Genomic DNA, 14,084 nt, shown 5'->3' on the forward strand with positions numbered 1-14,084 from the left:
GGGTATGTTCTGCCCCTTCTGCCGCCACCCGGACTCCCGTGTCATCGACTCCCGGACCAGTGACGACGGTCTCTCGATCCGCCGGCGCCGGCAGTGCCCCGAGTGCGGCCGCCGCTTCTCGACCACCGAGACGGCCAGCCTCAGCGTGATCAAGCGCAGCGGCGTAGCCGAGCCGTTCAGCCGCGAGAAGATCATGCTCGGCGTGCGCAAGGCCTGCCAGGGGCGGCCGGTGACCGATTCCGACCTCGCCGTGCTGGCGCAGAAGGTGGAGGAGACCATCCGTTCGACCGGCGCCTCGCAGATCGAGGCGAACGAGGTCGGGCTGGCGATCCTGCCCGAGCTGCGAGAGCTGGACGAGGTCGCGTACCTGCGGTTCGCCAGTGTCTACCAGGCGTTCGACTCCCTCGACGACTTCGAGGAGGCCATCCAGCAGCTGCGGGTCGCCCACCACGTCGTCCCCGCCGACGTGCAGGCCTGACGCCGACCGGTATTCTCGTACCGGCATGTATTCCACACTCTTCAGACTCGTCCTCGCCAAGCTCGACCCCGAGCGGGCCCACCACCTCGCGTTCGTCGTCATCCGTGCGCTGCCCGCGCTCGGGCTCAGCGGCCTCGCGCGGCGGTTCACCGCCGCGGACCCCTCCCTCGCCGTCGATGCCCTCGGGCTCCGGTTCGAGTCGCCGTTCGGCGTCGCCGCCGGCTTCGACAAGGACGGTGAGGGGGTGCTCGGCCTCGGCGCGCTCGGCTTCGGCCACGTGGAGGTCGGGACCATCACCGCCATCCCGCAGCCGGGCAACGACAAGCCGCGGCTGTTCCGCCTCATCCCGGACCGCGCGGTGATCAACCGCATGGGCTTCAACAACCGCGGCGCGGGCGTCGCCGCCGACCGCCTCCTGCGCGTCCTCCGATCGCGTCGCCGGCCGGTGCTCGGCGTGAACATCGGAAAGAGCCGCGTCGTCGCGGTCGAGGACGCCACTGCCGACTACCTGACCAGTGCGCGGGCGCTCGCGCCCGTGGCGGACTATCTGGTCGTCAACGTGAGTTCGCCGAACACCCCCGGCCTGCGCGGTCTGCAGGAGCTCGACCTCCTGGCGCCACTGCTCACGGCCGTCAAGGAGGTCGCGGGGGAGAAGCCGCTGCTCGTGAAGATCGCGCCCGACCTCACGGACGCGCAGGTGCAGCGGATCGCGGAGCTGGTGGTGCGCCTCGGCCTCGCCGGGATCATCGCCACGAACACCACGATCTCCCGCGAGGGACTCCGTACCGACCCCGCGCGCGTGGAGGCTGCCGGTGCGGGTGGCCTGTCCGGGGCGCCGCTCGCGGCGCGCTCGCTCGAGGTGCTGAAGCTGATCCGCGCGACCGTTCCACCGGAGCTCTGTGTGATCTCGGTCGGCGGCGTCGAGACCGCCGAGGACGTGCAGGAGCGCCTCGACGCCGGCGCGACCCTGGTGCAGGGCTACACCGCGTTCCTCTACCGCGGCCCGCTGTGGGCGCGGCAGATCAACCGCGGGCTGCTACGCCTCCGGCGTGCCCTGGTGGAAGCGTAGGCGCCAGCGGTCGCCGCTGCGCTGCCACAGTGAGCTGCGCAGGGTTCCGCCGCGCACGTCGCTCGTCCGGGCGGTGAGCAGGATGACGCCGTCCGCGACGACGTCGGTCGCCAGCACCTCCAACTCCACGACCTCGGATTCCTCGCTCGCGAGAGCCTGGAGCGTGTCGTCCCGTCCCCACAGCCGACCGGAGCGGCCGATCTCGGCGAAGTCGGGGTGCAGCAGGCCGGCGACACGGGACGAGTCGGAGCGGACAGCCGGGTCGAGCAGTTCGCGCTCGAGCCGGGCGACGACCTCCTCATCGGTCTCTGCAACGGCGGGATCGCCGAAGATGTCGAGCTCGAGTGCATCCTCGACGGCCGCAGCGGGCGGCGCTGCCGGCGCCGATTCAGCAGCGGGGGTGGGCGCCGCAGCACGGGTTGCCGGGGGCGCGGCCTCCTCGATCGGCTGCTCGGCACGTCGTGTCGCGTTCGGCCAGCCCGGACCGATCGGGATCGGGTCGCCCTTCTGATACGCGGTGGCCACGGCGCGGGCACGCACGTCGGCCGCCTCGTTGAGGTCGTGGCCGGCGTGGCCCTTCACCCACTCGAAGGCGTACCGCCGGCCTTGCAGGGCGCGGTCCAGGCGCTCCAGCAGCTCGCGGTTGAGCACGGGCGCACCGTCGGCCTTGCGCCAGCCCTTGCGCTTCCAGCCCGCCATCCACTTCGTGACGGCGTTGATCACGTACTGGCTGTCGCACAGGATGTGAAGGTCGTCGTCGAGATGGGCCGTCGACTCGAGCAGGTCGATGACGGCCATGAGCTCACCCTGGTTGTTGGTGCCGTGCGGCCACCCGCCCGCCGACCAGCGGTCGTCGTCGACGTACCAGGCCCAGCCGGCCGGACCGGGATTGCCGAGGGCGGAGCCGTCGGCTGCTGCGACGATCGTCACGTCAGGCGGGGTACTGGCCGCGCTTGACCTGCGGCTTGGGCAGACGCATGACGCGCAGCTGCAGGGCGCGCATGGCCGCGTACCAGCGCAGCCCCCGCTCGACCTTGTCGGCGCCGTACTTCGCCGCGATGCGCTTGCGCACCAGGAAGCCGAGGACGATGCAGTCGAGGACGGAGATCAGGAAGAAGGCCCAGAGGGCGAAGAGCGCCCACACCTGCAGGAACTGCCACGGCAGGAAGCTCAGGACGATGATGACGAGCATCACCGGGATGAGGAACTCGCCGATGCTGAAGCGGGCGTCGACGTAGTCGCGCACGTAGCGGCGCTGCGGGCCCCGGTCGCGCTGCGTGAGGTAGCGCTCGTCGCCGTTCGCCATGCCGACGCGGGCCTTCTCACGGGCCTCCGCCTGCTTGGAGCGCGCGTTGCGGGCCGCCTCTTTGCGGTCGCCGGGGACCAGGGGGCGCTTGCGGGCGGCCTCCTGCTCGCGGCGGGAGGGCGTCGGTGCGCCCTTGCCCTGGTTCAGGCGCTCTGCCGTCTGTTCGGGTGTCTCGGCGATCGGCGTCTCCGCCTCGGTCGCCGGGTGGTCTCGTTTCGCCAACGCTCAGCCTTCGGTTGTGGGGTCACTTAAGATTACCCGCATGACTGACTCCCAGCCGTCTTCCGGCCAGTATTCGCAGCCCGCCGACGATCCGGCGGCGGAGGGACGCGTCCGCGCGGCGGTCGAGGGCGGCCTGCCGTCGACCATCGCCGACCTCTCGCGTCTCGTCCGCATCCCCTCCGTCTCGTGGTCGGCGTTCGACCCCGCGCACGTGCGCGCGAGCGCCGACGCGGTGGCCGGACTGCTGCGCGACACCGGCGTCTTCGAGAGCGTCGAGGTCACGCAGGCGCCCATCGACGGAGAGCAGCTCGGCCAGCCCGCGGTGCTGGCGACGCGTGCGGCCAAGAACGGCCGCCCGACCGTCCTGCTCTACGCCCACCACGACGTGCAGCCGCCCGGATCGGACGACGACTGGGACACCCCGCCGTTCGAGCCGACCGTGCGCGGCGACCGGATCTACGGACGCGGCGCCGCGGACGACAAGGCCGGCGTCATGGCGCACGTGGCCAGCGTCCGCGCGCTCGTGGAGGCCGTCGGGCCCGACTTCGACCTCGGCCTCGCGGTGTTCATCGAGGGGGAGGAGGAGTTCGGCTCCCGCTCCTTCGCGAACTTCCTCCACGAGAACCGCGCCGCCCTCGCCGCCGACGTGATCGTCGTCGCCGACTCGGACAACGTCGACATCGACACGCCCGCCCTAACCGTCTCGCTCCGGGGCAACGTGACTTTCCGCCTGACCGTGTCGACCCTCGAGCACGCCTCGCACTCCGGCATGTACGGCGGCGCGGCTCCGGATGCGATGCTCGCGCTGGTCAAGCTGCTCGCGACCCTGCACGACGACCGCGGCGAGGTCGCGGTCGACGGCTTCCTCTCCTACGACGACGCGGCCGAGCCGCCGCACCTGAGCGAGGAGCAGTTCCGCGAGGAGGCCGCCCTGCTGCCGGGCGTCACGCCCATCGGCAGCGGCCCCATCCTGTCGCGCATGTGGTCCAAGCCGACCATCACCATCACCGGCATCGACGCGCCGACGGTCGCGAACGCCTCCAACACGCTCCTCCCGAGCGCCGCGGTACGCCTCAGCGCCCGCGTCGCGCCGGGACAGCCGGCGGCGGACGCCTACGCGGCGATCGAGCGGCACCTGCGCGCCCACGCGCCGTTCGGAGCCCACATCGACATCAGCGACGTCGACACCGGTGAAGCCTTCCTCGTCGACACGGCGGGCTGGGCCGCGACGGAGGCGAAGCGGGCGATGACCGATGCCTGGGGCAACGAGGCGGCCGAGACCGGCATCGGCGGGTCCATCCCGTTCATCGCCGACCTGGTCCGGGAGTTCCCGGACGCGCAGATCCTCGTCACCGGCGTGGAGGACCCGGACTCGCGCGCCCACAGCCCGAACGAGTCGCTGCACCTCGGCGTCTTCAAGCGCGCGATCCTCTCGGAGGCGCTCCTGCTCGCGCGCCTGGACCGCCGCGAGGGCTGAGCGCCGTCTGAACGTCTGGACAGCCTCCCGGGTTTCCGACGTACAATCGACGCAGATTTCGTATCCCGAAGTCCTTTTTTCCGTGTGAGGAGTTCCATGACCGACACAACCCTGACCGCGCCGAAGGCCCATGGCGTCGGCCTGACCGAGGCCGCAGCAGGCAAGGTCAAGAGCCTGCTCGAGCAGGAGGGCCGTGACGACCTGCGTCTGCGCGTCGCCGTCCAGCCCGGCGGCTGCTCGGGTCTCATCTACCAGCTGTACTTCGACGAGCGGATGCTCGACGGAGACGCGACGGTCGACTTCGACGGCGTCGAGGTCATCGTCGACAAGATGAGCGTCCCGTACCTGGACGGCGCCGCGATCGACTTCGAGGACACCATCCAGAAGCAGGGTTTCACCATCGACAACCCGAACGCGACGGGTTCGTGCGCCTGCGGAGACTCGTTCCACTGAGCCTCGCATAGCACAGAAAAACACCGTGGGCCGCCCCTTGTGGGCGGCCCATTGTGTTCGAATCAGGGTGTCCGGCGGAGTAGGGTAGGGAGAGCCACATACATTTGGATGTGAACTGTCCCAGAAGTCACTCGAAAGGTCACCGGTGCGTCACAATCGCCGTCTCCGATGGGCTGCCATCCCGATCGCAGCGACGCTCGTCGTCGTTCTCGCGGGTTGCACGCAAGCACAGCTGAACGGATTCCTCCCGGGATTCGTCGAGGGCGAGCAGCCCGTCACCAACCACACGGAGCGCATCAGCGGTCTGTGGGTGACGAGTTGGATCGTGCTCCTGATCGTCGGCGTCATCGTCTGGGGTCTCATCGTCTGGGCGGTCATCGTCTACCGCCGCCGCAAGGGTCAGACCGGTCTGCCGGTCCAGCTCCGGTACAACATGCCGATCGAGATCTTCTACACGATCGTGCCGCTGATCCTGGTGCTCGGTTTCTTCGCCTTCACCGCCCGCGACCAGAACGCGATCGAGAAGCCGTACGCCCACCCGGACCTCACCATCCAGGTCTACGCCAAGCAGTGGGCGTGGGACTTCAACTACGTCGACGACAACGTCTACGACCCGGGCATCCAGGTGCAGCCGGATGACGCCAGCGCCACCCCGGGCTCCGTGCAGGAGGGGTCGATCCCGACCCTGTACCTCCCGGAGAACAAGAAGATCACGATCCAGCTCGACTCGCGCGACGTGATCCACTCCTTCTGGGTGCCGGCGATGCTCTACAAGAAGGACGTCATCCCCGGCAAGACCAACTACATGTACTTCGAGACGACGGGCCGCACCGGCACGTTCGTCGGCAAGTGCGCGGAGCTCTGCGGCGAGTACCACTCCGCGATGCTCTTCAACGTGAAGATCGTCCCCCAGGACGTGTACGACTCGCACATCCAGAGCCTGCGCGACCAGGGCTACGAGGGTCAGCTCGGTTCCGAGTACGACCGCAACCAGAACCTGCCCGGAACGGGCGCTCCCAAGGGCAACGAGTAGGACACACCGATGACGACGACAGCACCGGCGCCTGGGGCGACCACCGCTCCCGCGCCGAAGCCCCTGATCCTCAATGCCAACGGCATCGAGCGCAAGGGCAACATCCTCGTGAACTACATCACGTCGACGGACCACAAGACGATCGGGTACATGTACCTCATCTCGTCCTTCGTGTACTTCCTCATCGGCGGCGTGATGGCGCTCATCATCCGAGCCCAGCTCTTCGAGCCGGGCCTGCAGGTGGTGGCCACCAAGGAGCAGTACAACCAGCTCTTCACGATGCATGGCACGATCATGCTGCTCATGTTCGCGACGCCGCTCTTCGCGGGCTTCGCCAACGTGCTCATGCCGCTGCAGATCGGCGCCCCCGACGTGGCGTTCCCGCGTCTGAACGCGCTGGCCTACTGGTTCTACTCGTTCGGATCGCTCATCGCGGTCGCCGGCTTCCTCACCCCGCAGGGTGCGGCCTCGTTCGGCTGGTTCGCGTATGCGCCACTCTCGAGCACGACGTTCTCGCCAGGAATCGGCGGTAATCTCTGGGTGCTCGGACTCGGCCTCTCGGGCTTCGGAACGATCCTCGGTGCGGTGAACTTCATCACCACCATCATCACGATGCGCGCCCCGGGCATGACCATGTTCCGCATGCCGATCTTCACCTGGAACACCCTGGTGACGTCGATCCTCGTCCTGATGGCCTTCCCGGTGCTCGCCGCCGCGATGTTCGCCCTGGCGGCCGACCGTGTGTTCGACGCCCACATCTATGATGCCGCGAACGGCGGAGCCCTGCTCTGGCAGCACCTCTTCTGGTTCTTCGGCCACCCCGAGGTGTACATCATCGCGCTGCCGTTCTTCGGCATCGTGTCGGAGATCTTCCCGGTGTTCAGCCGCAAGCCGATCTTCGGGTACAAGACCCTCATCTACGCGACGATCGCGATCGCGGCCCTCTCCGTCACCGTGTGGGCGCACCACATGTACGTGACCGGCTCGGTCCTGCTGCCGTGGTTCTCGCTGATGACGATGCTCATCGCAGTGCCGACGGGCGTGAAGATCTTCAACTGGGTCGGCACCATGTGGCGCGGCTCGCTGACGTTCGAGTCGCCGATGCTGTGGTCGATCGGCTTCCTGATCACCTTCACCTTCGGTGGTCTGACCGGCGTCATCCTCGCGTCGCCGCCGCTGGACTTCCACGTCTCCGACACGTACTTCGTCGTGGCGCACTTCCACTACGTCGTCTTCGGAACCGTCGTCTTCGCGATGTTCGCCGGGTTCTACTTCTGGTGGCCGAAGTGGACGGGCAAGATGCTCAACGACCGTCTGGGCAAGTGGCACTTCTGGCTGCTGTTCATCGGCTTCCACACGACCTTCCTCGTGCAGCACTGGCTCGGTGTCGTTGGCATGCCGCGACGGTACGCGACGTACCTCCCGAGCGACGGCTTCACCTGGATGAACCAGCTCTCGTCGATCGGTGCCGGCATCCTGGCGATCTCGATGATCCCGTTCTTCGTGAACGTGTACCTGACGGCGCGCAACGCGCCGAAGGTCACGGTCAACGACCCCTGGGGCTACAGCCGCTCGCTCGAGTGGGCGACCAGCTGCCCGCCGCCGCGCCACAACTTCACGTCGATCCCGCGCATCCGTTCGGAGTCGCCGGCGTTCGACCTGAACCACCCCGAGGCCGGCATCCCGATCGGTGTCGGAGGCGCGAAAGACGCCCCGGATGCCCCCGTGCTCGACGTCGCGAACAACGAGGTGAAGTAACCCATGAGAGCCAATGCCATCCTCTTCTGGATCCTCTCGGCCTTCTTCATCCTCTCCGCGGTGGTCTACACCGTGTGGAGCCTGCTCGACCCGATGCACCAGAAGGTGGAGTGGGTCGGGACGGTCGCGCTCGTCCTGAGCGCCATCCTGGCTGCGTTCATCGCGTTCTACATCGGCCGTACGCACGCCTCGCAGGGCGGCGAACTGCCGGAGGACCGCCTCGACGCGAACATCGACGACGGCGACCCGGAGCTCGGGCACTTCAGCCCGTGGAGCTGGTGGCCGATCGCCCTCGCGACCGGTGCCGCTCTGGTCATCCTCGGCCTGGCCGTCGGTTTCTGGATCTGCTTCATCGGTGTCGCGTTCAGCCTCATCTGCATCGTCGGTTGGGTGTTCGAGTACTACCGCGGGTACTTCGCCCGCTGAGTCTCACCCGCCCAGCAGCACTCGACGACAGGGCCGCCTCCTCCGGGAGGCGGCCCTGTCGCGTTGTGCGGCCGGTGCTAGGCGGGACGCGTCTCGCGCGATAGCTTGTCGCCAGCGACCACCACGGTGGTGTGGCGGTCCCGGCGAGGGGATCAGGCATGTTCGACGAGTCCGCGTACGTGATCCGGGGCGGGTTTCCGACGGCGGAGGCCGCGGCTCTCGCGTTCGATGAGGCCGACCTGGTGCGGGCGCTGCACGCGTATCGGTTCTTCTATCCGACCGTCTCGTTCGAAGCGACGTGGCGGGGCAACCGGGACGGCGGGGTGGTCCCCAACGAAGTGTTTCCCGCCTTGAAGGGCACGCCGAAGCAGTTCGTCTTCACGCCGAACTCGGACACCCCGTACGGTGCGGTCGCGCTCGATCTCTCGGACGGCCCGATCGTCCTCGAGGTGCCGCCCGGACCGATCATGGGGACGTTCAACGATCTCAACCAGCTGTGGATCATGGACTACGGCCTCCCGGGCCCCGCGAGGGCGGCGGGAGGCAAGCACGTGGTCCTCCCACCCGGGTGGGACGGCGAGGTCCCCGACGGGATGTACTCGGCGCGGTCGACGACCAACCGGGTTCTCGGGCTCATCCGGGCGATGCCGATCGGCGGTGACATGGAGGCCGCGGACCGGCTGATGCAGTCGGTGAAGGTGTATCCGCTGGAGCCGCGTGACGATTGGCCGGAGACCACCTGGGTCGATCTCACCCTGCTGGACGGCGCCGATTTCACCCCGGTGCGCTGGGAGACCGGACTCGACTACTGGCGAGTGCTCCACGAGACTCTGAACGAGGAACCACCGAACCCCGCCTACCGCTACGAATACGGAGAGTTGGCGCAGCTCGGCATCGCGCGCGGCCTTCCCTTCCAGCCGGACAGCCGGCTGACGGGCATCCTCGAGAAGTCCGCCGTCATCGGGCATGCCCATCTGCTCGCCCAGTCGTTCGCCGACCGCAGCCCGGTGAAGCAGGTCTGGACGGGCACCCAGTGGGAGTGGGCCGTCCTGCAGTCGGACAACGGGAGGTTCGACGCACCGGACTACACCGACCTCTACGCCCGCGAGAAGTGGTTCTACCAGGCCCAGGTGGAGTCGCCTGCGATGTTCGCGCGAGCTCCGGGCGCCGGGTCGCTGTACTGGCTCGGACTGCGCGACGCCGACGGCGAGTATCTGTACGGAGAGAACGCGTACGTCCTCGACGTCCCGCTGCCAGTGCCGGCGACGCTGTTCTGGTCGATCACCGTCTACGACGCCGAGACTCGCAGCGAGATCCTCACCGACCAGAACGCCGCGGCCCTCCGCTCCATGTACGAGCTCCAGGACCTCGCCGGAGACTCGGTGCGGCTCCACTTCTCACCCGAACCACCGACCGACCCAGGCGACGCGAGCCGGTGGATCAAGACCAAGCCCAGCGTCGGATGGTTCGTCTACTTCCGCATCTACGGCCCGGAACCGGCAGCGTTCGACGGATCGTGGCGGCTCCCGGACTTCATCCGCACCGTCTCGGCCGGATAGTCGGGGCGGCGAGCGTTTTGCTGGCGCGGGCAGCTGGGGGAGGATCGTTGGATGATCCGCGTAGTGCTCTTCGACCTGGACGGCGTCATTCGGCACTTCGATCCCGCCCACGCCGTTGACATCGAGGAACGGCATGGGCTCGCAGCGGGGACGCTCGAGAGCATCGCTTTCGCGAAGCCGCTGATCGACGACGTCACCACGGGTCGAATCAGCCGAGCCGAGTGGCTGTGCCAGGTCGGCGACACGGTTGGCAGTGCGGCGGCGGTAGCGGAGTGGGGCCGGCAACCGACCGTCGTCGACGAGACTGTTCTGGAGCTCTCCGACGAACTTCGCAGCCTCGGGCTGAGGACGGCCGTGCTCACCAACGGCACCGACACCATCCGCGCCGAGATCGCCGCGATGGGTATCGGCGACCTCTTCGATGCCTTCTTCAACTCAGCCGAGATCGGGTTCGTGAAGCCCGATGTCCGCGCCTTCCGCCACGTCCTCGACGCGCTCGCTGTCGGGGCCGAGGACGTGTTCTTCACCGATGACTCCGCGTCGAAACTCGAGGGCGCTGACAGCCTCTCGATACGAACGCACCTCTTTGCGGGCGTCGACGACCTTCGTGGACACCTCAGGCAGGCCGGCGTGGACGTGGCCCTGCACGGCTCCGAGTCGATCAGAGCGAGCGGCCGCCGTCTCGGACGCTGAAATGCAGCACGTCGACGTCGAGGCGTGTCTCCGTGGGGAGAGGATCGGCACCTGCGCCGGTTCCGGCGGCGACGTGATGCGCTGACGGCCCCATGCCGATCAGAGCGTTCCGGATGGCCTCGCCGACCGGGAGGGGCTCCGAGACGTGTTCGCGCGTCAGGAGGGCGTACAGGGGCTCTGCGGCGGCGATGGCGTCGTCCGCCTTGTCGGCGGGGACGTCGAGCATCGAGGTCGCGGCACGCAGCGAGCGGAGGTGTTCGCCCCGGGGCACTACGACAATGAGTGAACCGCCGGGACGCAGCACGCGAGCGAACTCGGGCAGGTTGCGTGGCGCGAAGATGTCGAGCACAGCGTCGCACACGGCGTCGCGGACCGGGAGGGGGCGCCACGTGTCGGCGACGAGCCCGTCGATGCGGTCGGAGGAGCGGGACGCCCGGCCCACGGCGGCGGGGGAGAGGTCCATCGCGAGCCCGACGGCGTCCGGGTGCGCCGTGAGGACCGCACGGAGGTAGTGTCCGGTGCCGGCACCAGCGTCCAGGACGCGGGAGGCGTCGGCAGGGACCGCGGCGGCCACAGCGACCGCGATCGGTGCGTAGAGTCCGCTCTCGAGCACGGCGTCACGCGCGTCGAGCATGGCCGCGTTGTCACCGACGTGCTTGGATCCGCCGAGCAGGCTGATGTAGCCGCGCTTGTTGACGTCGTGGCGATGTCCCGACGTGCAGCCGAGCACCAGCCGATCGACGGGGGAGAGGTCGGCGCCGCACACCGGGCAACGCAGCCACGAGGAGAGACGTTCGAGATCGGTCATGCCATCCTCCGCGGACTGACGGTCAAGGGGTGGATACGCGAAAGCGCCGGCACGTGAGACGCGCCGGCGCTTTCTGAAAGGCTCGGATCAGTGGTGGTCGTGGCCCGACTCGAGCTCGCCCTTGGTCGGCGGCACGATGCGGTCCTCGAAGAACCAGCGCGAGAGGCTCGCGCGCATCCGGTTGCCCATGGTGATCTTGCCCTGCTTGTTCGGGCGGATCATCAGGGGCTCGTAGGCCTCGAAGCTCACCAGACGCCAGCGCTCGTAGTCGCTGAGCTGCTCGTGCACCTCGATGAACTCGCCACCCGGGAGCTTCACGATACGGCCGGTCTCATAGCCGTGCAGGGCGATGGAGCGATCCTTCTTCTGCAGGGCGATGCAGACGCGCTTCGTGAGGACGTAGGCGATCAGCGGGCCCAGGAACAGGAGCGCCTGGAGCGAGTGGATCACGCCCTCCATCGTCAGCTTGAAGTGCGTCGCGATGAGGTCCGAGCTCGCAGCGGCCCAGAACACGGCGTAGAACGTGACGCCGGCAGCGCCGACGGCGGTGCGGGTCGCGGCGTTGCGCGGCCGGTCGAGGATGTGGTGCTCGCGCTTGTCGCCGGTGACCCACGCCTCGATGAAGGGGTAGATCAGCACGGTGACGATGAAGAGACCGAGGATCGCGACCGGGATGATGATGTTGAACGACCAGGTGCGGTCCAGCCAGACGAACTCCCAGCCCGGCGGGACGAGACGCAGGGCGCCGTCCGCGAAGCCGATGTACCAGTCCGGCTGGGTACCCGCCGAGACCGGTGAGGGGTCGTACGGTCCGTAGTTCCAGATCGGGTTGATGGTGAAGAACGAGGCCATGGCCGCGATCACACCGAACACGATGAAGAAGAAGCCGCCGGCCTTGGCCGCGTAGACCGGGAGGACCGGGTAGCCGACCACGTTGCCCTGCGTGCGACCCGGAGCCGCGTACTGCGTGTGCTTGTGGATGACCACGAACATCAGGTGCAGCGCGATGAACGCGAGCACCATCGCCGGCAACAGCAGGATGTGCAACGTGTAGAGGCGACCGACGATCGCGGTGCCCGGGAACTCTCCGCCGAACAGCAGGAACGAGATCCAGGTGCCGACCACCGGCAGGCCCTTGATCAGGCCGTCGATGATGCGGAGGCCGTTGCCCGAGAGCAGGTCGTCCGGGAGGGAGTAGCCCGTGAAGCCCTCGGCCATCGCGAGGATGAAGAGGACGAATCCGATGACCCAGTTCAGCTCACGCGGCTTGCGGAACGCGCCGGTGAAGAAGATGCGGAGCATGTGGAGGCCGATGGCCGCCACGAACAGCAGCGCCGCCCAGTGGTGGATCTGACGGACGAGCAGACCGCCGCGCACCTCGAACGAGATGTTGAGCGTGGACTCCATCGCCGCGGACATGTGGATGCCCTTCAGGGGCACATACGAGCCGTGGTACACGACCTCGGCCATCGACGCCTGGAAGAAGAACGTCAGGAACGTGCCGGAGAGCAGGATGACGATGAAGCTGTAGAGCGCGACCTCACCGAGCAGGAACGACCAGTGGTCGGGGAAGATCTTGCGGCCGAACTCTTTGACGGCGCCGGAGATGCTGGTGCGGTCCTCGATGTAGTTCGCGGCCGCTGCCGTGAAGCCGCCCTTTTTGACCGGGGCAGGTGCCGCGGGTGCGGCGGTCGTGGTACTCAATGGCGCTCCCAGAAGCTCGGGCCGACGGGCTCGTGGAAGTCGCTACGGGCGACCAGGTAGCCATCGGCGTCAACGGTGATCGGAAGCTGCGGCAGCGGGCGCTTGGCCGGTCCGAAGATGACCTCGGCCTCGTGCGTGATGTCGAACTGCGACTGGTGGCACGGGCAGAGCAGGTGGTGGGTCTGCTGCTCGTAGAGTGCCACCGGGCACCCGACGTGCGTGCAGATCTTGGAGTAGGCGACGATGCCGTCGTAGTTCCAGGTCTCGCGACCCTTCGAGACGTGCAGGTCCTCCGGCTTGAGGCGCATGAGGAGCACGGCGGCCTTGGCCTTCTGCTCGAGCATGTCCTCGGCCTCGTTGAGGCCCTCCGGGATGACGTGGAACGCGCTGCCCAGGGTCACGTCGGCGGCCTTGATCGGCGTGCCGGACGGGTCGCGGGTGAGGCGGACGCCCTTGGCCCACATCGTCTGGGAGAGCTCCTCGACCGGGTCCAGGTCCTGCGGCGCGAGACCGCGGAACAGGACGACCGCGGGGAGCGGGAAGGCGATGAGGGCGCCGATGAGGCTGTTCCGGACGAGCGTGCGGCGGTTGAAGCCGGACTCCTCGTCGGCCTGGCGGAAGATCTCCACGGCCCGCTCGGTGGTGGCCTCGCTGCCGTGCACGGGGTGGCGGAGGTCGACGCCCTCCTTCTCGTGCATGAGCGCCTTGCCCCAGTGGACAGCCCCGATGCCGATGGCGAGGAGGGCGAGCGTGATGCCGACGCCGATGAACAGGTTGTTCAGGCGGACCGAGCCCGGGTCGCTGTCGTGGATCGGGAACGCCATGTACGCGGCGACCGCCCAGACGCTGCCGGCGATCGACAGGTAGAACAGCGTGTAGACGGTGCGCTCGGCGCGCCGTTCCTTCTTGGGGTCGAGGTCGGTGACGCGCGGCCGGTGCGGCGGGAAGCCGGGGTTCTCGGGCGCGTCGCGGACGACGATGGCCGTCCCGGCGTCGCCTGCGCGGTGCACGTCGACATCTGACGAACTGGCTGGCGTCAGCTCGTGACCGCCGTTCTCGTCCTGTGCCATGGTTCTCCTTCTTACGCTTTCTCTACGC

At 68.2% G+C, this 14,084-nt stretch carries 14 protein-coding genes; 9 read left to right on the forward strand and 5 right to left on the reverse strand.

The features are described from left to right. The first annotated feature begins 4 nt into the window (after window positions 1–4). Window positions 5–478: a transcriptional regulator NrdR gene (gene nrdR, locus HNR14_RS16805; RefSeq protein WP_021762598.1), complete on the forward strand. Its 474-nt coding sequence runs from the start codon at window positions 5–7 to the stop codon at window positions 476–478. Window positions 479–503: 25 nt separating this feature from the next. Continuing rightward, a complete protein-coding gene (locus HNR14_RS16810) occupies window positions 504–1,547 on the forward strand; it encodes a quinone-dependent dihydroorotate dehydrogenase (RefSeq protein ID WP_179701932.1) in 1,044 nt (347 codons plus the stop codon). Here HNR14_RS16810 and HNR14_RS16815 read toward each other — a convergent pair. Both HNR14_RS16815 and HNR14_RS16820 read right to left on the reverse strand, forming a co-directional pair. Beyond that, window positions 1,515–2,477: an RNase H family protein gene (locus HNR14_RS16815; protein ID WP_179701933.1), complete on the reverse strand. Its 963-nt coding sequence runs from the start codon at window positions 2,475–2,477 to the stop codon at window positions 1,515–1,517. The genes HNR14_RS16810 and HNR14_RS16815 overlap by 33 nt on opposite strands. Window position 2,478: 1 nt before the next feature. Further along, window positions 2,479–3,075, reverse strand: coding sequence for a DUF3043 domain-containing protein (locus HNR14_RS16820; RefSeq protein ID WP_021757615.1), 597 nt, complete (start codon window positions 3,073–3,075; stop codon window positions 2,479–2,481). 40 nt (window positions 3,076–3,115) lie between these two features. Here HNR14_RS16820 and HNR14_RS16825 point away from each other — a divergent pair, with 40 nt between their 5' ends. The 7 genes from HNR14_RS16825 to HNR14_RS16855 all read left to right on the forward strand — a co-directional run bounded on the left by HNR14_RS16825 (window position 3,116) and on the right by HNR14_RS16855 (window position 10,474). Then, a complete protein-coding gene (locus HNR14_RS16825) occupies window positions 3,116–4,552 on the forward strand; it encodes a dipeptidase (RefSeq protein WP_179701934.1) in 1,437 nt (478 codons plus the stop codon). Window positions 4,553–4,648: 96 nt separating this feature from the next. Then, a complete protein-coding gene (gene erpA / locus HNR14_RS16830; protein WP_021757617.1) occupies window positions 4,649–5,005 on the forward strand; it encodes an iron-sulfur cluster insertion protein ErpA in 357 nt (118 codons plus the stop codon). A gap of 145 nt (window positions 5,006–5,150) precedes the next feature. Then, window positions 5,151–6,038, forward strand: a complete 888-nt coding sequence (gene ctaC / locus HNR14_RS16835) for an aa3-type cytochrome oxidase subunit II (protein ID WP_021757618.1) — start codon at window positions 5,151–5,153, stop codon at window positions 6,036–6,038. 9 nt (window positions 6,039–6,047) lie between these two features. Continuing rightward, entirely contained in the window at window positions 6,048–7,796 is a 1,749-nt protein-coding gene (gene ctaD / locus HNR14_RS16840) for an aa3-type cytochrome oxidase subunit I (RefSeq protein ID WP_179701935.1), read from the forward strand. Between the two features lie 3 nt (window positions 7,797–7,799). Continuing rightward, window positions 7,800–8,222, forward strand: a complete 423-nt coding sequence (locus HNR14_RS16845) for a cytochrome c oxidase subunit 4 (protein ID WP_021757620.1) — start codon at window positions 7,800–7,802, stop codon at window positions 8,220–8,222. A gap of 158 nt (window positions 8,223–8,380) precedes the next feature. Beyond that, window positions 8,381–9,781 carry a DUF1254 domain-containing protein gene (locus tag HNR14_RS16850; protein WP_179701936.1) on the forward strand — a complete coding sequence of 467 codons (1,401 nt, stop codon included), beginning with the start codon at window positions 8,381–8,383 and terminating at the stop codon, window positions 9,779–9,781. A 51-nt stretch (window positions 9,782–9,832) separates the two neighbouring features. Then, window positions 9,833–10,474 carry an HAD family hydrolase gene (locus HNR14_RS16855; protein WP_179701937.1) on the forward strand — a complete coding sequence of 214 codons (642 nt, stop codon included), beginning with the start codon at window positions 9,833–9,835 and terminating at the stop codon, window positions 10,472–10,474. Here HNR14_RS16855 and HNR14_RS16860 read toward each other — a convergent pair. From HNR14_RS16860 to qcrA, 3 genes are all read right to left on the reverse strand, one after another. After that, on the reverse strand, window positions 10,443–11,282 hold the full coding sequence (locus tag HNR14_RS16860) for a methyltransferase domain-containing protein (RefSeq protein ID WP_179701938.1): 840 nt from the start codon (window positions 11,280–11,282) through the stop codon (window positions 10,443–10,445). The two genes, HNR14_RS16855 and HNR14_RS16860, sit on opposite strands and share 32 nt — an antisense overlap. An 87-nt stretch (window positions 11,283–11,369) precedes the next feature. Next, on the reverse strand, window positions 11,370–12,986 hold the full coding sequence (gene qcrB, locus HNR14_RS16865) for a cytochrome bc1 complex cytochrome b subunit (RefSeq protein ID WP_179701939.1): 1,617 nt from the start codon (window positions 12,984–12,986) through the stop codon (window positions 11,370–11,372). Continuing rightward, on the reverse strand, window positions 12,983–14,056 hold the full coding sequence (gene qcrA, locus HNR14_RS16870; protein ID WP_179701940.1) for a cytochrome bc1 complex Rieske iron-sulfur subunit: 1,074 nt from the start codon (window positions 14,054–14,056) through the stop codon (window positions 12,983–12,985). The genes qcrB and qcrA overlap by 4 nt, the downstream gene beginning before the upstream one ends. Window positions 14,057–14,084 lie beyond the last annotated feature (28 nt).

It is taken from the genome of Leifsonia naganoensis (assembly GCF_013410615.1).
Classification (GTDB): domain Bacteria; phylum Actinomycetota; class Actinomycetes; order Actinomycetales; family Microbacteriaceae; genus Leifsonia; species Leifsonia aquatica.